Origin of the sequence: Streptomyces sp. NPDC014656, assembly GCF_043084305.1 — a bacterium.
Classification (GTDB): Bacteria; Actinomycetota; Actinomycetes; order Streptomycetales; family Streptomycetaceae; genus Streptomyces.
The window spans coordinates 418,697-440,558 of record NZ_JBIBZN010000001.1 but is presented as its reverse complement, the minus strand read 5'-3'; the positions used below and the strand labels follow the sequence as shown (position 1 = coordinate 440,558).

Below are 21,862 nucleotides of genomic sequence, written 5' to 3'. Positions count from 1 at the left end.
GGCGGGACCTCCTCGGGGGGCGTCTCCGGCGGGCCGGGCGCGTCGGGCGGGCGGTGGCGTATCGGGCGGGCGGTGGCGCGTCAGCCGGGCGGTGGCGTGGGCTCGGGTCCGCCGGACCGGTCGGGGCGGGTGGCCCTGGCGCGGCGGCGGTGGCTGGTGTCGCAGAACGGATCGAGCAGGCTGCGGCGGCAGCGGCAGAGCGCGACGACGGGGCGCTCGCTGCGCCGCACGGTCCCGTCGGCGAGCACGACCTCCACGGGGCCGTCGACCAGCAGCGGGCCCTCCGCGAGGGGGGTGACGCGGACGGCGGGCGGCATCCGGGGACGGGGCGGCGCGGGCGCGGGGGGCGGCGGTGGCTCCGTCCGGTCGGCCGGGTCCGCGGACGCCGGCCGGGGGGTCTTCTCGTGCGCGGGTTCCACGGCACACCTCCGGAGGAGGAAGCGTGGGACGGGAGGCCGTGACGGCCGCCGGTCCCACGGGGCTGACGCCTTGGCGCCTGCCCCCTCCCGGCCCCGTCATGCCCGCGGGCGGACGGGGGTGCCGGGAGGGGCCGGGGCCTCAGCGCGGGGGCCGGGCCAGCGGTCCCGCGTCGAGGTGGCGCAGCAGGGCGAGGGCGTCGTCGTGGACGAGGACCGCGCCGGCGTCCTCCAGCTCGCGGCGGGTGGCGCCCCCGGTGAGGAGCCCGACGCAGGGCACTCCGGCGCGTCCCGCGGCCTCGACGTCCCAGACGGTGTCGCCGACGAGGACGGCGTCCTCCGGTGCGGCGCCCACCTTGTCGAGGGCGGCCCGCACCAGGTCGGGGGCGGGTTTGGTGGCGGTCACGTCGGCGCTGGAGGTGGCCGCGTCGATGACGTCGTCGGCGCCGAGCCGGGCGCGTACGGCCGCGACCTCCTCCTCCGAGGCGGAGCTGGCCAGCACGATCCGCCAGCCCCGGGCGGCGGTGGCCCGCAGCAGTTCCGCGGCGCCCTCGAAGGGGGTGAGGGTGTCGAACCAGGTGGCGTAGAGGGTGCCGTGGGCGCCGGCGATCGCGTCGTCCTCGCCGGCCCGCCGGTCCGCGCCGAGCACGGCGTCGAGGAGCCGGTCGGCGCCCATGCCGACGGCATGGTGGATGCGGGCCATCGGCACGGTGTGGCCGTGCTGCCGCAGGGCCAGCCACCAGGTGAGGGTGTGGAGGTAGGTGGTGTCGACGAGGGTGCCGTCGATGTCGAACAGGGCGGCGCCGCGGGTCCGCGGCGCCGGGTGCGGGGTCATCGCGCCTCCCGGGGGCGAGGGGTGCCGCTGGGCCGGCGCGGCCGTCGTGCGCCGACAGGCTGCGGCTGCCCCGGCGGGGGGTGGGTCATGCGGGAGGGGGGCTGCGGGGCGGGTCATGCGGGGCGGGGCGTTCGGGGAGAGGGACTCGGGGGCCGGAGGGGCGCGTCGCGCCGGGCGCGGGGCCCCGGCGGGCGGTTGCGGGGTACGGGGGCGGGTAGCCGCGCGCCGACAGGTGTTCCGGCGAGAGCAGGGAGATGACCGAGATGGTGCACGACACGATCGAGGTGGAGGCCCCGCTGCGCGAGGTCTACGACCAGTGGACGCAGTTCGAGGAGTTCCCCCGCTTCATGGACGGGGTCGAGGAGGTGCGGCAGCTCGACGACCGGCTCTGCCACTGGCGGACCAAGATCGCGGGAGCGACCCGCGAGTTCGACACCGAGATCGTCGACCAGCTGCCCGACGAGCGGATCGCGTGGCGGACGGTGGGCGGTGACGTGAAGCAGAAGGGCGTCGTCACCTTCGAGCGGGTCGACGACGCGCACACGCGCGTGCGCCTGTCGATGGAGGTGGAGCCCTCGGGCATCACCGACCGGGCGGCGAAGGCGCTGGGAGTCGTGGAGAACCGCGTCGAGGGCGACCTGCGCCGCTTCAAGCACTTCATCGAGGAGCGGGACCGGGCGACCGGCGGGTGGCGCGGCCGGCTCCGTCCCGCCGACAGCGCAGGCGGCACCGCCCCCGCGGACCCGGCCACCCCGGACGACGGCGTCCCGCCGCCGCACGGCCGCTCCCCGCTCCCGTCCGACGCCCTGCCGCCGCGCGACGGCCCGCCCCCGGCCCCCGGCGCGGGCCCGCCGTACCCGGGACCCGTGTAGTCGTGGACGGCGCCGGTTCCGGTCCTGGTACGGGTTCCGGCCCCGGTGCCGGTTCTGGTACGGGTACGGGTTCCGGCCCCGGTACCGGCGCCCGTCCTTGGCCTGGTCCCGGCACCGGCCCAGGCTCCGGCCCTGGCACCGGTGCGGGTTCCGGCACCGACGCGGGTCCCGGCTCCCGCGGCGGATGCCGGGCTAGCCGGACGGTGTCGCCGTCCGCGCCCGCCGGAGCAGATAGGCGGCGGCGGAGACGACCAGGACCAGCATGCAGGCGATGAAGACCAGGCCCGCGCCCTCCAGGCCGAGGGGGCCGGCCAGCAGGCCGACGCCGATCACCGGGATCGAGATGCCGGTGTACGCGACCACGAAGAGGGACGAGATGACCGCGGCCCGCTGGTCGGGGGGCGAGGCCGCGGCGACGGCGGAGAGCGCCGCGCGGAAGGTGAGGCCCTGTCCGGTGCCCCCGACGAGCGCGGCGAGGACGATGAGGACGAGCAGGTCCGTGGCGAGGGCGGCGCCGAGCAGGACGAGGCCGGCGAAGAGGACGGCGCAGCCCAGCGGGAGCGAGCGGGTGGGACCGAAGCGGCCCGCGGCGACCTGTCCGGCGGTGGAGGCGAAGAAGGCGAGGGCCACGACGAGGCCGCTGACGGCGTGGTCGTCGACGTGCAGGTAGCGGGCGAGGAAGGCGGGGCTGACGGAGGTGAAGACGCCGAAGAGGGCGAAGCCCGCGAAGGAGGCGACGGCGGCCGGCGCGAAGACGGCCCGCACCCCGGCCGGCAGGGCCGGTCCGCGGGGCCGCACGGCGCTGAGCGGCCGGCGCTCCTCCACCGTCTCGGGCAGCCCCTGGAGGACCAGGACCGAGACCGCGACGAGGACGAGGTGGACGGCGAAGGGCAGCAGCAGCGGCTCGGGCGCGTACTCGGCGAGGAGCCCGGCGAGCAGCGGTCCGCAGCCGAGGCCGCCCATGTTGGCGGCGGTCGCGACGAGGGTGGCGCGGGCGGCGCCGCCGGGCGGGGCGAGCTCCATGACGTAGGCGGTGGCGGCGCCGGTGAAGAGGCCCGCCGACAGGCCGGACAGCAGCCGCCCCGCGTACAGCCAGCCGAGGGCGTCGGCGCACAGGAAGCAGACGGCGCTCGCCGCGGCGAAGGCGAGCCCCCAGCGCAGGGCGGGCCGCCTGCCGATGGTGTCGGAGACGTTGCCGGCGAGGAGCAGCACGCCGATGACACCGAAGGCGTACACGGCGTACACCACGGTGACGGTGAGCTCGGAGAAGCCGAACTTCTCCTGGTAGAGGGGATAGAGCGGGGTCGGGAGCGTGGTGCCGGCCATGCACACCACGAACACCGCTCCGCCGAGCAGACACCGCAGCCACCCGCGTCGATCACCGGCCATACCGGCGAAGGTAACCCGCCCGGCCCGTCCGCCCGCGGCAGCGCGGCGGACCGGCCACACCGCCGGCCCTACGGGGCCGCGTCAGCCGCCGGGCACCCAGTGGTTGTGGACGGCCACCACGCGGGGCCTGGGCTGGTCGGCCCAGCCGAGGTCGGCCGCGACGGGCATCATCTTCTCCGCGAACGCCTCCATCTGCTCCTGGCTCGCCCAGATGTCGAAGATCTCCAGGCCGCCGTCGGTCGCCACGCACGCGTGCGAGACGCAGCCGTCGAAGATGCCGGGGATCTCCTGGAACTTGGCGTTGAGCTGGTCGTACTGATCCGTGCTGACTCCGCCGAGGACGGCGTGGACGAGGATCGCCATGATCCTTCCTCCTCGTGAGGCGACGGTCCGCCCCCCTCCCCACCAGCACACCACGCCGGGGCGGGGACGGCACCCGCTCGGGATGCGCGGGGCGGTCCGTGCCGGTATGCCGGGAGGTACCCCACGGGACCCGGAGCCGGAGCCGGGTCCGGAGAAGGGCGGTGCCCGCCATGGCGCACACGGCGCTCGTCGTGATCGACATGCTCAACACGTACGAGCACGAGGACGCGGACCGGCTCGTGCCGTCCGTGACGGCGGCGCTGCCGGCGGTCACGGAGCTGCTGCGGCGGGCCCGGGCGGCCGGGGCGCCGGTCGTGTACGCCAACGACAACTTCGGGCAGTGGCGCTCCCACCACGGCGAGATCCTCGACCTGGCGCTCGCGGGCCGCCGGCCGGACCTGGTCGAGCCGGTCCGGCCGGACGAGGACGCGCTGTTCGTCGTGAAGGCGCGGCACTCGGTCTTCTACGAGACGCCGCTCGCCTATCTGCTCCGCTCCCTGGACGTGACCGAGCTCGTGCTGACCGGCCAGGTGACCGAGCAGTGCGTGCTCTACTCCGCGCTGGACGCGCACATCCGCCATCTGCGGGTGACGGTCCCCCGGGACGCGGTCGCCCACATCCACGAGGACCTGGCACGGGCCGCGCTGCGGATGATCGAGCGGAACATGGACGGCCGGATCGTGGACGCCGCCGACGTCACGTTCTGACCGCCCGTCCGCTCCGTCCGCCCCGTCCCGCCCCCGGCCACAGCTCCGGAACCGGCGCAGCCGGCTCGGGCCCCGGATCCGGCTACAGCGCGAAGCCGAGGAGGGCGACCTCCAGCGGGAGGGCGGGCCGCTCGGGGAGCGCGGGCGGTTCCTCGCCGCGGCCGGTGTGGGTGGGGCGTACCGGGCGCAGCGCCGCGAGGCCGTCGGCGGCCCAGCCGGCGCCGGTGGCGGGGAGGGAGAGGGTCATCCGCCGGCCGTCGGCCAGGGTGGTCTCCAGGGTGTTCGGGTCGTTCGTCGTCCGCATGGCACCTCGCTCGGGTCTGCACACGATGGATCTCCGCTTCCTGGAGGGAAGACGGGCGGTCGCACCGGAAGGTTCCCGCCAGGCCGGCCCGGCCCGCCCGCGCCGGGTCACCCCGGCTCGGGCCCCGCCCCCGACGCGGCGGGTTCCGGCTCGGTCCGCTCCACGGCCTTGACGCGGCGGGTGAGGCGGGTGCCGATGCCGAACTGGGCGGCGGCCGCGGCGACGGTGACGACCAGGCAGCCGATCCAGAGCGGGGCCGCGCCCCAGGTGTGGATCACCCAGCCGCCGGCCAGCGGCGCCACGACGGCGGAGCCGGTCCAGGCGACCTGGTAGAGGCCCTGGTAGCGGCCGCGCAGGTGGTCCGGGGAGATGCGGGCGACGAGCGCGAAGCTGGTGGGGGTGTTGCCGATCTCGCCGAGGGTCCACACGATGATCGAGGCGCCGTAGATCCAGGCGGAGTGGCCGAAGAGGAGGACCGAGTAGCCGACGCCGATCAGGGCCGAGGACCCGGCCAGCACCCAGGACTCGGGGAAGCGTTTGTAGAGCCGGGTGAGCGGCAGCTGGACGGCGACGATGACGATGCCGTTGAGCGCGGCCACCTGTCCGAAGGTGCTCGGCGAGAAGCCGTCCTGGCCCATCGCGATGGGCAGTCCGCTCTCCGACTGGAGGAGGACCGTGAGGACGAGGAACTGGGCGGCGACGAAGGCCACGAAGCTGCGGTCGCGCAGCACGGCGCCGAAGCCCTCGCCCTCCTCGCCGTCGGGGGGCGCGGCGGCCGGGGCGCGGCCCGGGACCCGGATCGCGATCATCACGGCGCCGATCAGGGTGGTGGCGCCGTTGAGCCAGAAGAGCGCGGTGTAGCCGGTGAGGGAGACGAGGCCGACGGAGAGCATCGCGATGGAGTAACCGACGTTGATGGCCCAGAAGTTGAGCGAGTAGGCGCGGACCTGGTCCTTGCCGGGGATGACGTCGGCGATGAGCGCGTTGTGGGCGGGCCGGGTCGCGTTGTTGACCACGCCGACGACGAAGGCGCCGAGGAGCAGGGCCCAGGGCGAGCGGGCGTAGGCGAGGGCGATCATGCTGACCGCGGTGGCGCCGAGCGCGCCGACGAGCGTGGGCTTGTGGCCGAAGCGGTCCCCCAGGGCGCCGCCGAACGGCCCGGCGATGAGCGATCCGACGCCGATGCCCGCCACGACGGTGCCGGCGAAGGCGGCGCTGCGGTCGAGTTCCTCGGTGATGTAGAAGGCGAGGAGGGGCATCACGAAACCGCAGGCGCGGTTGATGAGTTGAGCGGTCCAGAGCCACCAGAAGCCGGAGGGGAGCCCGCCGAAGGTCGCGACGAGAGAGGATCGCGCCCTCGTCAGTGGCTGGAATCGCATGCGTTCCCCTTCGTCGTGAGGCCCGTGGACGGGGCGGATGGTACGAGACCCGCGTTCCGCCGGTCCGGACACCGAATGAATACCGGCCGGAGCGGTTCCGCGAAAGGCGGGAACGCGCCACGCACCTCTCGGACACTTCGCCGGCGTCCGGTGCGCGAACCGCCCCGTATGGGGTTCACCGACGGGATAGGGAAGCTTTCGGCGGAAGAGTGCCGGTGTTCTCCGCTTGGCGCTACGTTGGTCTGCGGCGCGGGCGCCAAGTCCGTCGAAACTTTTCGGAAATGACGAGGTGTCACGCAAATGACGAGGTCAGCGGGGGCTTTCGCCGCGCCCCCTCAATCTCTATGATCTTACTCGCGCACCGGCCCCATGCACTGATGTACCGCCCTTTATGAGGATCTGTCAGAGCCGTCGCACCCTGACCAGGTGTGGGACCACGGCATATGCGGATCCTGCGTTCCCAGGTTGTTCAAGGCACCTTCCGTACGGATGATCCACGACGGTTCGGAGGCGAAGAGCACGTGACGCACATGGCGCACCACCGGCGGGCGGGGACCGCCGCCGCATGAATCCCCTGACCTACTCACCGCGTCTGGTGAAGGCGCTCCCCCCGGTGCACGCGAACGGGCGGACGCTGAAGGCGTACGCGATGTTCGCCGACCCCGGGCGCGCCCACGACCTGCCGGAGCCGGAGTGGCTGGAGCGGCACGCGGCCACCGTGCTGGGCGGGCCGCCGGGCGGTGGGGACCATCCGGCCGGCTTCCTGATCCTGCATCACGGCATGGAAGGAACGTATCTGCTGGTGAGCCAGTGGTACGACGCCGACATGCTCAAGCACTGGGTGCGCGGCGCGGTGACCGACGCGGAGGGGAACACGGCCTTCGTCCCGCTCGCCGAGCGGGACCTGATCGCCTGCGTCTGGGAGCTGGAGGTCGTGAAGTACGAGCGCGACGCCTGGGTCAACACCGTGCTCGCGCGCGGCAGCACCGGACCGGACGCACTCGGCGCGTATCTGGAGACGACCTTCTCGGGGTGGGTGTGAAGCACGACATCGAGGTCCGGCCGATCGAGCCGGGCCATCTGGACGCACTGCTCGCGCTGTGCGTCGAGCACGCGGCGTACGAGAAGGCGGAGTTCGCGGACGACGGCCAGGTGGAGCGCTGGCGTTCGGCGTTCTTCGCGGAGCGCCCCGCGCTGTACGGCTGGGTCGCCCTGGACGACGGACGGCCCTGCGGCTTCATGACCGTCACCACGGACTTCGCCACCTGGAGCGCGGAGCGCTTCGCCTACATGGACTGCCTCTACCTCCAGGAGCCGTACCGCGGCCTGGGGCTCGGGCGCGTCTTCCTGGAGCGGCTGCGGGAGTTCGCGGTCGCCGAGGGCTGCGGCTGGGCGGAGTGGCAGACGCCGCCGGACAACGAGGCGGGCATCGGCTTCTACCGGCGCATGGGCGCCCGCGCCAAGGACAAGGTCCGTTTCTCCTACGACGTCGGGGCGGGTGGTCTCTCGTGACGCGGGAATCCGTGCCGCCGGTCCCGCCGGTGGCGCTGCCGCCGTGGTCGGTCGATCCCGCCGACCGGGAGCGGCCCGCGCCGGCGCTCGGCGACCTCGTCCGCGCGGCGGCGGCCGCCTGGCCGGACCGTCCGGCCCTGCACGACGGGCGCCTCGGACTGACCTTCGCGGAGCTGGAGCGGCGGGCCACGACGCTCGCGGCCTGGCTGGCCGGGCAGGGGGTCGGCCCGGGCGACCGGGTGGCGGTCCTGGCCGAGAAGAGCGCGCTGATGCCGGTCCTGGCCATCGGGATCTGGAAGTGCGGCGCCGTCTACGTCCCGCTCGACGGCACGGCCCCTCGGCCGCGGCTGCGCGGGCTGCTCGGCCGGCTCGACCCCCGGGTGGTGCTCGCGCTCGACGACCGGGAGCCGGTGGCCGAGGGGGCTCGCTGGGCGGGCCGCGCGGAGCTGGACGGAATCCTGTCGGGACCGGACCGGGAGTGGCCGACCGTGCCGCACGGCCCCGGGGCCACGGCGTACATCATCTTCACCTCGGGTTCCACGGGCGAGCCCAAGGGCGTGGAGATCACGGTCGCGAACCTGGTCGCGTACTTCGGGAACCACAACGAGGTGCTGCGGTTCACGCCGGAGTCACGGGTGTTCAGCCTGTCGCCGTTCCACTTCGACGTGTCGATCGAGGACACGCTGCTGCCGCTGTCGCTCGGCGCGTTCGTCCACCAGTTCCGCGGGATGCACGCCGGCGCCGTGATGCGGGCGGTCATCACCCGCGAGGGGATCACCCACCTGATCGCGGTCTCCACGCTGCTGACGATGATCACCGAGGGCGGGAAGCACGTCACCCGGGAGAACTTCCCCCGGCTGGAGATGGTGATGACGGGCGCGGAGGTCTGCGACCCGGGCGTCATCAACGTCTGGAAGGAAGGGCTGCCCGAGGTCCGGGTGATCAACGTCTACGGCCCGACCGAGGCGACGATCGTCTGCGTCGCCCACGAGATCGAGCGGGCCGACCCGGAGCGCGTCGGCTCGTACCCGATCGGCCGGCCCCTGCGCGGGGTCACGGCCCGGATCATGGACGACGGCACCGAGGTCCACGAGCCGGGCCGGGTGGGCGAGTTGTGGATCGGCGGCGAGCAGGTGATGCGCGGCTACCACGGCCAGCCGGAGGAGACCGCCCGGCGCGTGGTCGAGGTCGACGGCGTCCGGCACTACCGCACCGGCGACCTGTGCAGCTACGACGAGAACGGCGACATCGTCTTCCGCGGCCGGAACGACGACGAGGTGAAGCTGGCCGGCCGCCGGATCCACCTCGGCGAGATCCGGCAGACCGTGCTGAGCTGCCCTGGCGTCGAGCGGGCCGCCGTCGCCCTCGTCCAGCGCCTCGGCCACGACGTGATCGCCCTCGTGGTGATGGCGCCGGACCGGTCCGTGGTCCCGGACGTGGAGAAGCGGCTGGCGGAGCTGCTGCCCGCGTACATGCTGCCGACCGTCGTCGCCTGGTCGCCCGAGCTCGCCGTCTCCTCCACCGGGAAGACGGACGAGAAGCTGCTGATGGGACGGCTCGCCGAGGCGGTCCGCGAGGCGAGCGCCACCCGTTTCGTCATCGCTCCGGACGGGGACGTCGAGCCCGTCGGCGAGGACGGCCATGCCTGACACGGAAACGGCAGCGCTGCACCCGGAGTTCGGACGGCTCGCCGCCGCCCGCAGGATCATGGCGGCACCCGGCTCCACCGGCTCGCTCGCGCGGGACCGGGCCAACGCCGAGCGCTGGATCGCCCGGTTCGGCGGCGCGGCCGACCCCGACGACGGCGCCACGGTCGAGACGGGGCCGCACTCGGTCACCGTCCGGCCGGCCCGGGAGGCGGCGGACGGCCCCTGGGTGCTCTACGTCCACGGGGGCGGGATGGTCTACTACTCGACCGCCGTCTTCCAGCCCTTCTTACGCCGCCTGGCCGGCGAACTCCGCGCGCCGGTCGAGGCCTTCGACTACCCGAAGGCGCCGGAGCACACCGTCGAGGAGGCGGTGGAGCTGCTGGCCGAACGGATCTCCTCGCGCTGCCGGGCCCTGACGGACCGTCCGGTCGTGCTGGCCGGCGACAGCGTCGGCGGACTCCTCTCCCTCTACCTCGCCCTGCGGGTCCTGCCCGGGGCGTTCTCGCGGATCGTGCTCCTCTATCCGGTCCTCGACCTGCGGACGGAGCGCCCGTCCTACCGGGCCTTCGGCGAGGGCCACTTCCTCGACCGAGACGCCATGCGGCTCTTCACCTCCTTCCTCGCCCCCTTCTTCGCCGCCCGCGGCTTCGACCCGATGGACCTGCCGGAGAGCGAGCTGGCCCGGCTCCCCGGGTGCTCGATCGTGACCGCCGGCTGCGACGTGCTCCGCGACGAGGGCCTCGCCTGGGCCGCGTCCACGGCCGCCCGCGCGCCGGGCCTGCGCCACCGGCACTTCCCGGACCTCCCGCACGACTTCTGCCTGTACGCCGGACGGCTGGCCTCGGCCGACAGCGCCGTCGCCGAGATCGCCAGGACCGCCTTCCCTCTCGAAGAACGGGGTCGCCCGTGACAGCCCGAACCGGCGCGGTGGCACTGCCGCCGTGGTCGACCGATCCCGCCGGGGCGGCCGGTCCGCCGCCCGCCCCCGGCGACCTGCTGGCGGCGCCGGCCCGCAAGTGGCCGGACCGCACCGCGATCGACGACGGGACGGTGACGCACACCTTCGCCGAACTGGAGGAGGGCGCCCTCGCGGTGGCGTCCTGGCTGGCCGCCCAGGGGGTCGGCGCGGGCGACCGGGTGGCGGTCCTCACCGAGAAACGAGCTGTCATGCCCATGATCATCGTGGGCATCTGGAAGCGCGGCGCCGTCTACGTCCCCCTCGACGCCACCGAGCCCGAGGAGCGGCTGCGGGGCCTGCTCGCCCGGCTGCGCCCCGCCGCCGTCCTCACCCCCGGCGACCGGGAGCCGGTGGCCCCCGGCGCCCGCCTGCTCGGCGGGGAACGGCTCGCCGGCGTGCTCGCCGGACCCGCCGCCCCGCACACCACCGTGGCGCACGGACCCGAGGACGCCGCGTACATCGTCTTCGCCTCCGGGGCGACGGGCGAGCCGCAGGGCGCCGAGATCTCCGTCTCCGGTCTCTTCGCGCACTTCACCGGCCACAACGAGGTGCTGCGCTGCACGCCGGACTCGCGCGTGCTGAGCCTCTCCCCCTTCCACTTCGACGTGTCGCTCCTGGACACCCTGCTCCCCCTGTCGGTGGGCGCCTTCGTCCACCAGTTCCGCGGCCTCCCGGCGGGCGCCGTCATGCGCTCCGTGATCGCCAGGCAGCGCGTCACCCACCTGCTCGCGGTCACCGTGATGCTCGGTCTGATCACCGGCGACGGACGCCGGATCACCCGGGCCGCCCTGCCCGACCTCGAACTGGTCATGACCGGCGCCCAGGTCTGCCACCCCGACGTCCTGCGCGTCTGGACCCGCGAACTGCCGGAGACCCGGCTCGTCCAGGCCTTCGGCCCGCCCGAGGCCACGATCTTCGGCTTCAGCCACCCGGTCGGCCCCCGCGACGCGGACCGCACGGCCCCCTGCCCCGTCGGCAGGCCGCTGCGGGGCGTACGGGCGCGGCTCGTGCGCGACGGCGCCGAGGTCGAGGGGCCGGGCGCCGAGGGCGAGCTGTGGGTCGGCGGCCCGCAGGTCATGCGCGGCTACTTCGACCAGCTCGGGGAGACCGCCCGGGTCGTCGTCGAGGCCGACGGGACGCGCTGGTTCAGGACCGGCGACCTCTGCGCGTACGACGCCGACGGCGCGCTCGTGCTGCGCCGGTACGACGAGGGCGTCACCTGGCTGGCGGGGCGTCGCACCCACCTCGCCGAGATCAGCCGGACCGCCCTCGGCTGCCCCGGCGTCGAGCGGGCCGTCGCCGCCCCGGTGCGGCGCGACGGGCGCGACGCGGTCGCCCTCGCCGTCGCCTCCAAGGACCCCCGGACGCTCGCCGAGGTCACCGACCACCTGCGCGGCCACCTGCCCGAACCCCTGCGCCCCGTCCTGCTCGCCCGGACGCCCCCGGCGCCGGCCCCGCAGCCCGAGGAGCGGGAGCTGGTCCGGTGGCTCGCGGAGGCGGCCGCGCACTCCCGGTCCCCGTACGTCGCGCTGTCGGCCGACGGCGCCGCCGAGCCTATCGATGAGGTGGAGACATGCCCGTAGCGGTGAACGACACGGTCAAGGAGAAGGTCGCCGAGTACCTGGAGGCGGCGCTGGGCAAGCCGGTGGACCTCGCCCCGCTGCCCGACGACACCCCGCTCAACTCCCTGGGGCTGGACTCGCTGCTGACCATCAGCGTCCTCGTGACCCTCCTGGAGGACTGCGGGGTCGACCTGGGCGAGCACGCGGACTCGCTCGTCACGCCGAGCACCCTCGGCGACCTGTACGCCATCGCCGGCCGGTTCCTCGGCGAACCGGAGGCCCCGCAGCCCGCGGCCGCCGCCGCGGCCGGCGCCGACTCCGGCGAGCACAACGCCCAACTCGCCTACTACCAGGCCAAGCTGGCGTACGAGACCGACTCCGCCGACCTCCGGGACGCCCTCGCCGCCGGCCAGGACCTCGTCGTCGTCGACGGGCGCAGCAGCGAGTCGTACGCGGCGGAGCACATCCCGGGCGCGATCAGCATCCCGCACCGCTCGATCTCCCAGGACTCGCTGGCCGGCCTCTCCAAGGCGCCGCTGTACGTGACGTACTGCGACGGCATCGGCTGCAACGCCTCCACCAAGACGGCGATCAAGCTGGCGACGGCGGGCTTCCGGGTCAAGGAGCTGATCGGCGGCCTCGACTGGTGGAAGCGGGACGGCCACCCGACCGAGGGCCACGCCGCCCCGGAGCACGCCCACCACGCCGCCTGCGGGTGCTGACCGGCTCCGTGCCGGAGCCGAGCGGTCATCGCAGGAGTCCGTCCGACCGAGAAGTGGGGAGCAGGAAGATGAGCACCGAGGAGTACGACGACGCGCCGCTGGACGTGGCGGTGGTGGGCGGCAGTCTCGCCGGCTGCGCCACCGCCGTCCACTTCGGCACGATGGGGTACCGGGTCGCGGTCTTCGAGAGGAAGGCCACGCCCGAGGAGTACCACAAGCAGCTCTGCACCCACTTCGTGCAGCCGCACACCGTGCCCCTGCTGGCCGCCCTCGGGCTGGCCCATCTCCGCGAGCCGTCCTGGTCGGTGGCGACCAAGGCCGTCTTCGTCACGCCCGGGGGCGTGGTCGAGACGCCCGGCACCGGCTACGACCCCGAGCGGCCGGACTCGTACGCGCTCAACCTGGAGCGGCGGGTGCTCGACCCGGCGATCCGGGAGTCCGCGCGGCGGCACGGCGTCCGGTTCGTGGAGTCCACCTCCGTGGAGGGCGTCGAACGGGACGCCTCCGGCTGGACCCTGGAGACCCGGGGCGACTCCGGGCCCCGGCGGTACCGCGCCCGGCTGGTCGTGGCGGCGGACGGCCGGCGGTCCCGGCTGGCGGGGCTGCTCGGCAACGAGGCGGAGAGCAGGCCCAACGAACGCGCCGCGCTCTTCGGCTACTTCCGGGGAATCCCGGCGCCCGCGGACAACCGCTCGGTCTTCGTGATGAACGACCGCGACCTGGCGTGCAGTTACCCGCTCGTCGACGGCAGGACCGAACTCGTCCTCTTCGCGGAGAAGTCACGGGTGGAGGGGTGGCGGGGCGCGGACGGCCGGATGCAGGAGTTCCTGAAGTACTTCGACGGGCTGCCGGACGCGCCCCCGGTGACCGACGCGGTCCCGGAGGGGCCCCTGCTGGGCTACGGCGACTATCCGAGCCTGATCCGCCGCCCGGTCGCCGGCTCCGTGCCGTTCGTCGGCGACGCGGCCCTGTCGCTGGACGCCATGAGCGGCGTCGGGTGCGGTTTCGCGCTGCTCTCCGCTCAGCTGCTGGCCCACGCCTTCGCCGGCCGCGCCCTGGACGCGGAGGGGGTGCGGGACGGACTGGACGACTACCGGCAGCGGTTCGAGAAGAACCTCCTGCCGCACGCCGAGGGAATCTGCGGGGACTCGCTCGTCGACAAGGACGAGGCGACCCGGCGGAGGATGTTCGAGACCATCTGCGGAAACCAGGAGCTGAGCCAGAAGTACCTGGCCCTGACCGGCCGCATGGTGCTGCCCGCCGAATTCCAGCGCGCTTTCATGCGGGGCCTGATGGCCCGCGGTTCGGGCGCCGCCCGGAAATAGGCGACGGATTCTCCCGTCCCCGCGCCGGAACATCACGGGGATACTCCGGGAACAGCACTGGGATATCGCCGGAATACCAGCGGGATATCGCTGGGGACATCACCACGAGCGCCCCGGAATACCACCGGGACATCACCGGGAGAACCACCAGGGCCATCGCCGGGTGATCACCGGAAATAACCGGAACATCGCCGGAACACCACCGGACCATCGCCGGGAAAGGAACAGAGGCCGATGTCGCGTGTCGCTTTCACGACGTTCGCGATCCTGAAGAAGCCGTACGGAAACCCCGAGGTGCAGGAGTTCGACGACCTGACACCGCCGACCTTCGAGGAGGCCGAGCGCAGCCCGGGCTTCGTCGCCCGGGCGAAGGAGGACCCCGGCCAGAGCCACCTCACCAACTTCCAGCGCGACTGGGGCGACTGGGGCAAGTTCGAGGTGCCGCGCTTCTACACCGGCGGCCGGACGGACGAGACCGACAGCCGGGCGTCGACCCTCTCCCTCTGGGCCGACCTGGACTCCGTCTTCGCGTTCGTCTACGCCGGGCTGCACCGCTCCACCCTGAGCCGTCGCCACGAGTGGTTCCTCAAGCCCGAGTGGCCCTCGTACGCGGCCTGGTGGGTCTCCGACGACACCATCCCCACCTGGGCGGACGCCTGCGCCCGGCTGGAGCACCTGCACGACCACGGGCCCTCGCCGTTCGCGTTCTCGTTCCGCCGGCCCTTCGACGCCGACGGCGCCCCGACGCGGCTCGGCCCGGCCGAGCGGCGCGGCACCGGCGCCTGACGCCGGCACCCGACGCCGTACACCGCTCCGTCCCAACCACTCCACCAGGGGGTCCCCTTGATCACGCGCGCCTTCGACCGGTCGGCGATGAGCTGGTCCTACGAGATGCACCTGCAACCCATGCTGTCCGCCTCCGACATCGAGGGGCTGCCGTTCGGCTCCGTCTTCGGCAGCGTCCCCGGGCACACCGTCTCGAAGCGCCACGCCCACCAGGACGGCGAGATGTTCATCGTCCTGGCGGGCCGGGCGGTGGTGGTGCTCGGCGACGAGGAGCGCGAGCTGGGCCCGGGCCAGGTCTGCTACCTGTCGCCGTTCGGCTTCCACGAGATCCGCAACGACCACGACGAGCCCTTCGACATCGTCTCGGTGTACTGGGAGCACATCCCGAGCGCCGTCGCCGCCCTGGAGAAGGCCCCGCCGCGCGACCAGCAGGCCGACCGCACGCTGGTGTTCTGCCCGCCGCCGACGCCCAACGGCGGCCTCCACCTCGGCCACCTCGCCGGGCCGTACGTCCGCGCCGACATGCTGGTGCGCGCGCTGCGCGGCACGGGCCGCGACGCCCGGTACGTCACCGGGACCGACGACCACCAGTCGTACGTGGCCGCCGCCGCCCGGCTGCGCGGTACGGACCCGGCGGCCGTGGCCACCGCCGAGGGCGACGCGATCGTGGCGACCCTGCGCGCGGCCGGGGTCGGCGTCGACCGGCTCACCCGCCCGGCCGGGGACCCGGAGCACGCCGGCCGGATCCGGAAGCTGCTGGACCTGGTGGCCGCGTCGCCCGCGGTGACGGAGGAGGAGCGGGAGACCGCGTACTGCCCGGACTGCGAGCTGTCGCTGCACCAGGCGTTCGCCCGCGGGGCGTGCGCGCACTGCGGGGCGGCCAGCGACGGGGAGATCTGCGAGGCGTGCGGCCGGCCCAACGAGGCCCGGGAGCTGACCGGCGTCCAGTGCCGGATCTGCGGCACGGCGGCCGTCACCCGGCCGGAGCGGGCCCTGTGGCTCGACCTGAACGCCTACGCGGACGAGCTGCGGGAGTACCTGCGGGCCTCGTCCACCTCGCCCGACCTGCGGATCCTGGTCGAGCGGCTGCTGGACGAGGGGCTGCCGCCGTACCGGCTCGCCCGGACCTCCGAGTGGGGCGTCGACCTGGGCGGGGGCCGGGCCCTGGACGCCTGGGCGGACCTCGCCCTCACCTTCCTGGACGCCGCCCGGTCGGAGTCCGAGGAGGGCGGCCCGGCGCGGATCGCGCTCTTCCTCGGCTACGACAACAGCTTCTACTACGCGGTGCTGCTGCCGGTCCTGGCCTTCGCGGCCGGTCTCGGCGAGCACCTGCCCGCCTCCTTCGTCACCAACCAGTTCCTGCACCTGGGCGGCGAGAAGTTCTCCACCAGCCGGGGCCACGCCGTCTGGGCGGACGACGCGCTCGCCGCGGCCGGTCCGGACGCCGTGCGCCTGGCGCTGCTGCGCGACGCCCCGGAGGGACGCGTCACCCGGATCACCGAGGAGCGCGCCGGCCGGCTGACCGAGGACCCGCTGTACCTCGCCGCGCACGCCTGGCTGGACGGCTTCGCGGCGCTGGGCGACGGCGCGGTGCCGGGTACCGGCGCCTGGACCGACGCGCACCGCGAGTTCTACCGCCACCTCAACCTGATTACCCGTCAACTCGACGGCCTGGTACTGCCGGAGGCGTTCAGCGCGCGCGGCTACGTCGACCTCCTGGAGTCCTTCGTCAAGCGCTGCGCCGAGTTCCGGGCGACGGAGGAGGTGGCCCGCCGGGTCCCGTCGCTGGCGGAGGAGGCGCGGACCAGCCTGGCCCTGGAGTACCTGGCGGCCAAGGCGTTCGCCGCGCTGGCCTGGCCGGTCACGCCCGGCCTCGCCGAGCGGGTGTGGGAGTGGCTGGGGCTGCCGGGCACGCCGGTGCGCGAGGCCGACTGGTCCTTCCTGCCCTCCGGCACCCGCTGCACGGCGCCCGCGCCCGTCCCCGCGCCCGCCGCGAGCGGTCGGTCGTGAGCGACCCCGACGGGGCCGGCCAGGCCGGCTCCCGTGACGGCGGGGAGCTCCCCGCCGTCACGGACGTCGTGGTGGTGGGCGCCGGGATCACCGGCGCCGCCGTCGCGCACCACCTGGCGCGCCGGGGCGCGTCCGTCGTCGTCCTGGAGCAGGCGCCCCGCCCGGGCGCCGGGGCGACCGGGCACTCCGGCGGCATGGTGCGCGCCTACGACCCCGACCCGGCGACCGCCGCGCTGGCCCTGGCCGGCCTGGCGGTCTACCGGGACCCCGCGCGCTGGGCGTCGGGCCGGGCGCCGCTGCGCGCGGTCGGCGCGGTGACCGTCGCGGATCCCGCCGAGGAGGCCGGCTTGCGGGCGGCGGCCGGGCGGATCAACGCGGCGCTGGGCACCTCGGCGCACGTGGTCGCGGGGGCCGCCGAGGCGGCGGGCGTCCGGCTGGCGGGCGGGGTCGCCCTGGTCGAGCCGGAGGCGGGCTGGGTGGCCCCGGCGGAGGTCACGGCGGACTGGCTGGAGCAGGCGCGTGCCGACGGCGCCGTCGTCCGCTGCGGGGTCCGCGTCCGGGCGGTGGAGGCGCGCGGCGGGCGGCCGGTGGTGGTCACCGGCGCGGGCGCGGTCCGGGCCGGAGCCGTCGTGTCGGCGGTCGGGCCCTGGGCGGCCGATCCGGTGCCCGGGCTGCGGCCGGCCGTCCCGGTCCGCTCGCGGTCCATCCAGGTGAGCGTCGTCGGGCGCGGTCCGGACGCGCCGGCCCACGCGACCTTCGTCGACCTGCGGACCGGTCTGTACGCCAAGCCGGTCGGCGCGGACCGGACGCTGGTCGGCATGCCGCACCTGGTCTGGGACGCGCCGGTCGACGCCCGTCCCGACCCCGCCCACGCGCGGGCGACCCTCGCGGCGCTGGCCACCCACTTCCCGTGGCTGGCGACCGCGCCGCACCTCGACACGGTCCGCGCCGCGGACGCGTACGGCCCGCCCGCGGACGGCGGCCCGGCGTCCGGGCTGCTGGCCGGCACCGGCGTGCCGCACGCGTGGGCGGTGCGCGGCTGGAACGGCGGCGGCGTCAAGACCGCTCCGGAGGCCGGCCGCCGGATCGCCGCCGCCCTCCTGGCCGGCCCGGGCGACGCCGCGAGCGGCCCCGGTCCCGGCACCGGCCCCTGATCCGGCCGGCCGCACGGCCCCGTTCGACCGCCCGCGGCCGCCGCACGACGGCGCCGCCGGGCCCGCTCCACCACTTCTGTCCGCATTCCATCAAGGGGGAACAGTGACGCGCTGCCACGACGTGCTCGGCATCGGCTTCGGTCCGGCCAACCTGGCTCTCGCGATCGCCCTGGAAGAAGAGGGCCACGACCTCGACATACGGTTCCTGGAGGCCCGGCAGGGCCCGTCCTGGCAGAGCGCGATGATGCTCGACGGCTCGGACATCCAGAACCACCCCGTGCGCGACCTGGTGTCCCTGCGCAATCCGCGCAGCCGCTACAGCTTCATCAACTACCTCTTCGAGAACGGGAGGCTGCTCGACCACCTCAACCTCCCGGTGGAGTTCCCGCTGCGCAAGGAATACGCGCAGTACGTCACCTGGGCCGCCGGGCACTTCGAGCGGCTGGTCGACTACGGGGTGCGGGTCACCGGCGTCGCCCTGGACCGGGACGCCGGGGGCCTGCCGCGCTACACCGTCACCACCTCGGCCGGCGAGACGCTCCGGGCGCGGGCCCTGGTCATCGGCACCGGGCGGGCGCCGTTCGTGCCGGAGCCGTTCGACACCGTGGACTCCCCCCGCGTCTTCCACCTGACGCGCTACCTGCCGGCCCTGCGGGAGCTGGAGGAGCGGGGCGGGGCGCCGCGCCGGGTGACGGTCGTCGGCGGCAGCCAGAGCGCCGTCGAGCTCACCCTCGACCTCGCCCGGCGCTATCCGGAGGCCGAAGTGACCACGCTGGTGCGGTCGCTGACGCTCCGTGAGAAGGACACCAGTCCGTTCAGCGAGGAGGGGTACTTCCCCGGCTTCACGGACTACTACTACGGCGCCTCGCGCGAGCGGAAGGACGCCATCGACCAGTACATGCGGCTGACGAACTACTCGTCGGCCGACGGGGACGTGCTGCGCGAGCTGTACCGGCTCATCTACGAGCAGCGGCTCGACGGCGAGCAGCGGGTCTTCGTCAGCGGCAGCCGTCAGGTCCGCGCGCTCGCCGTGGACGAGACCGGTGTGCGGATGACCGTGGACGAGCTGAACACCGGGGAGTCGGAGGAGCACGAGGCCGACTTCGTCGTGCTGGCCACCGGTTTCCGCGACCTCGGTCCCGCCGCCCACCAGGAGCGCGTCCCGGCGCTGATGGGCGGGCTCGCCGGGGACTTCGCGTTCGACGCCCACGGCTATCTGTCCGTGGGCCCGGACTACGAGGTGCGGCCGGTGACGCCCGACACCCCGGCGCTCTTCCTCAACGGCCTGTGCGAGTCCAGCCACGGCATCGGCGACGCCGGCTCCTTCAGCCTGCTGTCGCTCCGGGCCAAGGTCATCGCGGAGAGCCTCCGGAAGCGCCTCCCGTGAGGGAGCCTCCGGAAGCGGCCGGGGCCGGCACGGCCGGCAGCGGGGCGGGGCGGCGGCCCGAGCGGGCGCTCGCGGCCCAGGTGGCCGGGGGCGTCCTCGGTGCCGGGATGCCGGTCATGCCGCCCGTCGTGGCGGCGCTGGCGGGCGGGTCCGGGCCGCTCGTCTGGACGGCGCACCTCCTGCTGGGCGGCTGGGTCGCCCTGGTGCTGGCCGCGCTGGTCCGCACCCGGGTCGGTCCGGCCTCCCTGGCGGGGGCCGTCGGGGCCCTGCTGGGCACGTGGGCGGAGCGGGTGGTGGACGGCGTCTTCGCGGTCGCCTTCACCGCCGGGCAGGCGGCGATCGCCTGGTTCGCCGCGACCGCCCTGCTGACGGCGGCGGACGGCGCCCCGCCCCGGGCGGGGACGGACGGCCTGCCGCTCGCCCTGGGCGTGCTCGTGGTGGCCGGGGCGGCGGCGCTCGGCCCGTGGACGTTCCCGGCCGCGGTGCTCAGGTGGCGTCCCTGGGTCACCGGTGTCCTGGCCCTCGCGTGCGCCGCGTGGGCCTGGCCGGGCGACCCGGTGGCGTGGGCCGGCACGCCGCTGGCGCCGTCGGGGCTCTCGTCGCAGGGCGCGCTGTGGCTGGCGCTCGCGGCGCTGTTCTTCGCCGGTGTCGGCTGGGAGGCCGTCACCGGCGCCGCTCCCGCGACCGGCGCCGGGCCGGGGCGGACCGCTGCGGGCGTCCTCCTGGGGACGGCCGCGGTGGCCGTCGTCTACCTGGGGCTCGCGGCGGTCCAGGGCCGGGCCTCCCCCGGTCCGGCTCCGGAGCCGCTGCGCTGGGCGCTCGCCGGGGCGACGGCCGCCGTCCTCACCTCCTACGTCTTCACCAACGTGCGCACGGCGGCCCGGATCGCCGCCCGGCTGTACCCGGGCGGGCGGCGCTCCGCCGGGCGGGGCCCCGCCCGGGTCCTGGTGGCGGCCGTCGGCGCGGCCTGCTGCGCCTTCGCCTGGGCGGGGGCGCGGGACGGCGGCGTACCCCTGCTGCTGCTCGGTCCGGCGGCCGCGGCGCTGACCGGCTACGCGCTGGGCGCCGCCGCCGCGGTACGGCACGGCGGGCCGCTCCTGCGGTGCGCCGGGGCCCTGCTGCTGCTGGTGCTCGCGGGCCTGGCGGTGCTCGGCGGTCCGGCCCTGTCCGGCGCGTGAACGCCGGCCCCGGGCCCGTGCCCCCGCGCGTCCCCTCCCTTCCGTACGGCTCCCTTCCCACCCCCCATCACCGAGGAGACCCCTCATGAACGCCTCATCCCTCGAATCCGAGGTCCGCAGCTACAGCCGGAACTGGCCGGTGGTCTTCGACCGGGCCCGGGGCAGCCGTCTGACCGACCGGGACGGGCGCGCCCACCTGGACTTCTTCGCGGGCGCCGGCGCCCTCAACTACGGCCACAACCACCCCGTGCTGAAGCGGGCGCTGCTCGACTACCTGGAGCGGGACGGGGTCACCCACAGCCTGGACATGCTGACCGCGGCCAAGGAGGACTTCCTGACCGAGTTCGGGGCGCGGGTGCTGGGGCCCCGCCGGCTGGACTACCGGGTGCAGTTCCCCGGCCCGACGGGCACCAACAGCGTGGAGGCGGCGCTGAAACTGGCCCGCAAGGTGACCGGGCGGCAGACGGTGGTCGCGTTCACGGGCGCCTTCCACGGCATGTCGCTGGGCTCCCTCGCCGTCACCGGCAACGCCTCCAAGCGGGCGGGTGCCGGGGTGCCGCTCGGGCACACCTGGCGCCTGCCCTACGACGGCTTCGCCGGGGGGCAGGTGTCCGGCCTGAAACTGCTCGACAGCATGCTCGGCGACCGCAGCAGCGGCCTGGACCTGCCCGCCGCCGTGATCGTGGAGACGGTGCAGGGCGAGGGCGGGGTGAACCCGGCGGGCCCGGCGTGGCTCGCCGACCTCGCGGAGCTGTGCGAGCGCCGGGGCATCCTGCTGGTCGTGGACGACGTCCAGATGGGGTGCGGGCGCACCGGCCCGTTCTTCAGCTTCGAGGCCGCGGGGATCACCCCGGACATCGTCTGCCTGTCCAAGTCCCTGAGCGGGTACGGGCTTCCGATGGCCCTCACGCTCTTCCGCACCGAGCTGGACGTCTGGCAGCCGGGCGAGCACAACGGCACCTTCCGGGGCAACAACCCGGCCTTCGTGACGGCGGCCGCGGCGCTGCGGGAGTTCTGGGCGGACAGCGCCCTGGAGAAGCAGACCGAGGCGCGGGGCGCGCTGCTCGACGAGCGGCTCGGCGAGCTCGCCGAGCGGTATCCGGCGCACGTCTGCGGCCACCGGGGGCGCGGCCTGGCGTGGGGCCTGGCCTTCCGGGACGCGCCGGTGGCCCGGCGGGTCGCCGACGCGGCCTTCGCCCGGGGGCTCCTGGTGGAGACCTCGGGCTCGGAGGACGAGGTGGTGAAGCTGCTGCCGCCACTGACCGCCACCGACGACGAACTCGACGAGGGCCTTGCCCTGTTGGCCGAGTCGGTGGCCGCGACCGTCGGCGGCTGAGCCCCGGGCGGGGGTGCG

The 21,862-nt window shown here is 74.9% G+C and carries 21 protein-coding genes; 15 read left to right on the top strand and 6 right to left on the bottom strand.

Annotated elements, in window-relative coordinates; genetic code table 11:
- Window positions 1-80: 80 nt before the first annotated feature.
- On the bottom strand, window positions 81-317 hold the full coding sequence (locus ACF1ED_RS02100; RefSeq protein ID WP_391756453.1) for a CDGSH iron-sulfur domain-containing protein: 237 nt from the start codon (window positions 315-317) through the stop codon (window positions 81-83).
- Between the two features lie 241 nt (window positions 318-558).
- Window positions 559-1,251, bottom strand: coding sequence for an HAD family hydrolase (locus ACF1ED_RS02095; RefSeq protein ID WP_391756452.1), 693 nt, complete (start codon window positions 1,249-1,251; stop codon window positions 559-561).
- A 254-nt stretch (window positions 1,252-1,505) separates the two neighbouring features.
- Between ACF1ED_RS02095 and ACF1ED_RS02090 the strand changes: the two genes are divergently transcribed.
- The gene (locus ACF1ED_RS02090) at window positions 1,506-2,123 is read left to right on the top strand and encodes an SRPBCC family protein (RefSeq protein ID WP_391756451.1); all 618 of its coding nucleotides are present in this window, start codon (window positions 1,506-1,508) and stop codon (window positions 2,121-2,123) included.
- Between the two features lie 192 nt (window positions 2,124-2,315).
- Here ACF1ED_RS02090 and ACF1ED_RS02085 read toward each other — a convergent pair whose 3' ends face one another.
- Window positions 2,316-3,512 carry an MFS transporter gene (locus tag ACF1ED_RS02085; protein ID WP_391756450.1) on the bottom strand — a complete coding sequence of 399 codons (1,197 nt, stop codon included), beginning with the start codon at window positions 3,510-3,512 and terminating at the stop codon, window positions 2,316-2,318.
- A gap of 81 nt (window positions 3,513-3,593) precedes the next feature.
- Complete coding sequence (locus ACF1ED_RS02080) at window positions 3,594-3,875, bottom strand: hypothetical protein (RefSeq protein WP_391756449.1); 282 nt, start codon at window positions 3,873-3,875, stop codon at window positions 3,594-3,596.
- A gap of 170 nt (window positions 3,876-4,045) precedes the next feature.
- Between ACF1ED_RS02080 and ACF1ED_RS02075 the strand changes: the two genes are divergently transcribed.
- Entirely contained in the window at window positions 4,046-4,582 is a 537-nt protein-coding gene (locus tag ACF1ED_RS02075) for an isochorismatase family cysteine hydrolase (RefSeq protein WP_391756448.1), read from the top strand.
- Window positions 4,583-4,664: 82 nt separating this feature from the next.
- On the opposite strand, the gene ACF1ED_RS02070 is transcribed toward ACF1ED_RS02075, so the two are convergent.
- Window positions 4,665-4,886: a hypothetical protein gene (locus tag ACF1ED_RS02070; RefSeq protein WP_351849701.1), complete on the bottom strand. Its 222-nt coding sequence runs from the start codon at window positions 4,884-4,886 to the stop codon at window positions 4,665-4,667.
- Window positions 4,887-4,993: 107 nt separating this feature from the next.
- Complete coding sequence (locus ACF1ED_RS02065; protein ID WP_391756447.1) at window positions 4,994-6,265, bottom strand: MDR family MFS transporter; 1,272 nt, start codon at window positions 6,263-6,265, stop codon at window positions 4,994-4,996.
- 565 nt (window positions 6,266-6,830) lie between these two features.
- Between ACF1ED_RS02065 and ACF1ED_RS02060 the strand changes: the two genes are divergently transcribed.
- The 13 genes from ACF1ED_RS02060 (at window position 6,831) to ectB (ending at window position 21,844) form a co-directional block, all read left to right on the top strand.
- Window positions 6,831-7,307 carry a hypothetical protein gene (locus ACF1ED_RS02060; protein ID WP_391756446.1) on the top strand — a complete coding sequence of 159 codons (477 nt, stop codon included), beginning with the start codon at window positions 6,831-6,833 and terminating at the stop codon, window positions 7,305-7,307.
- Entirely contained in the window at window positions 7,298-7,777 is a 480-nt protein-coding gene (locus ACF1ED_RS02055; protein ID WP_391756445.1) for a GNAT family N-acetyltransferase, read from the top strand. The genes ACF1ED_RS02060 and ACF1ED_RS02055 overlap by 10 nt, the downstream gene beginning before the upstream one ends.
- The gene (locus tag ACF1ED_RS02050) at window positions 7,774-9,426 is read left to right on the top strand and encodes an amino acid adenylation domain-containing protein (RefSeq protein WP_391756444.1); all 1,653 of its coding nucleotides are present in this window, start codon (window positions 7,774-7,776) and stop codon (window positions 9,424-9,426) included. The genes ACF1ED_RS02055 and ACF1ED_RS02050 overlap by 4 nt, the downstream gene beginning before the upstream one ends.
- A complete protein-coding gene (locus tag ACF1ED_RS02045) occupies window positions 9,419-10,336 on the top strand; it encodes an alpha/beta hydrolase fold domain-containing protein (protein ID WP_391756443.1) in 918 nt (305 codons plus the stop codon). Before ACF1ED_RS02050 ends, ACF1ED_RS02045 begins: the two co-directional genes overlap by 8 nt.
- Window positions 10,333-11,967, top strand: a complete 1,635-nt coding sequence (locus tag ACF1ED_RS02040; RefSeq protein WP_391756442.1) for an AMP-binding protein — start codon at window positions 10,333-10,335, stop codon at window positions 11,965-11,967. Before ACF1ED_RS02045 ends, ACF1ED_RS02040 begins: the two co-directional genes overlap by 4 nt.
- The gene (locus ACF1ED_RS02035) at window positions 11,958-12,668 is read left to right on the top strand and encodes a rhodanese-like domain-containing protein (RefSeq protein WP_391756441.1); all 711 of its coding nucleotides are present in this window, start codon (window positions 11,958-11,960) and stop codon (window positions 12,666-12,668) included. The genes ACF1ED_RS02040 and ACF1ED_RS02035 overlap by 10 nt, the downstream gene beginning before the upstream one ends.
- 68 nt (window positions 12,669-12,736) lie before the next feature.
- Window positions 12,737-13,993, top strand: coding sequence for an NAD(P)/FAD-dependent oxidoreductase (locus ACF1ED_RS02030; RefSeq protein WP_391756440.1), 1,257 nt, complete (start codon window positions 12,737-12,739; stop codon window positions 13,991-13,993).
- Between the two features lie 234 nt (window positions 13,994-14,227).
- A complete protein-coding gene (locus tag ACF1ED_RS02025; RefSeq protein ID WP_391756439.1) occupies window positions 14,228-14,779 on the top strand; it encodes a DUF3291 domain-containing protein in 552 nt (183 codons plus the stop codon).
- 57 nt (window positions 14,780-14,836) lie between these two features.
- Complete coding sequence (locus ACF1ED_RS02020; RefSeq protein ID WP_391756438.1) at window positions 14,837-16,789, top strand: class I tRNA ligase family protein; 1,953 nt, start codon at window positions 14,837-14,839, stop codon at window positions 16,787-16,789.
- Window positions 16,786-17,943, top strand: a complete 1,158-nt coding sequence (locus tag ACF1ED_RS02015; RefSeq protein WP_391756437.1) for an NAD(P)/FAD-dependent oxidoreductase — start codon at window positions 16,786-16,788, stop codon at window positions 17,941-17,943. Before ACF1ED_RS02020 ends, ACF1ED_RS02015 begins: the two co-directional genes overlap by 4 nt.
- A 103-nt stretch (window positions 17,944-18,046) precedes the next feature.
- The gene (locus tag ACF1ED_RS02010) at window positions 18,047-19,330 is read left to right on the top strand and encodes a lysine N(6)-hydroxylase/L-ornithine N(5)-oxygenase family protein (protein WP_391756436.1); all 1,284 of its coding nucleotides are present in this window, start codon (window positions 18,047-18,049) and stop codon (window positions 19,328-19,330) included.
- The gene (locus ACF1ED_RS02005) at window positions 19,327-20,508 is read left to right on the top strand and encodes an amino acid:polyamine antiporter (protein ID WP_391756435.1); all 1,182 of its coding nucleotides are present in this window, start codon (window positions 19,327-19,329) and stop codon (window positions 20,506-20,508) included. Before ACF1ED_RS02010 ends, ACF1ED_RS02005 begins: the two co-directional genes overlap by 4 nt.
- A gap of 85 nt (window positions 20,509-20,593) precedes the next feature.
- On the top strand, window positions 20,594-21,844 hold the full coding sequence (ectB, locus tag ACF1ED_RS02000; protein ID WP_391756434.1) for a diaminobutyrate--2-oxoglutarate transaminase: 1,251 nt from the start codon (window positions 20,594-20,596) through the stop codon (window positions 21,842-21,844).
- Window positions 21,845-21,862: the final 18 nt, after the last annotated feature.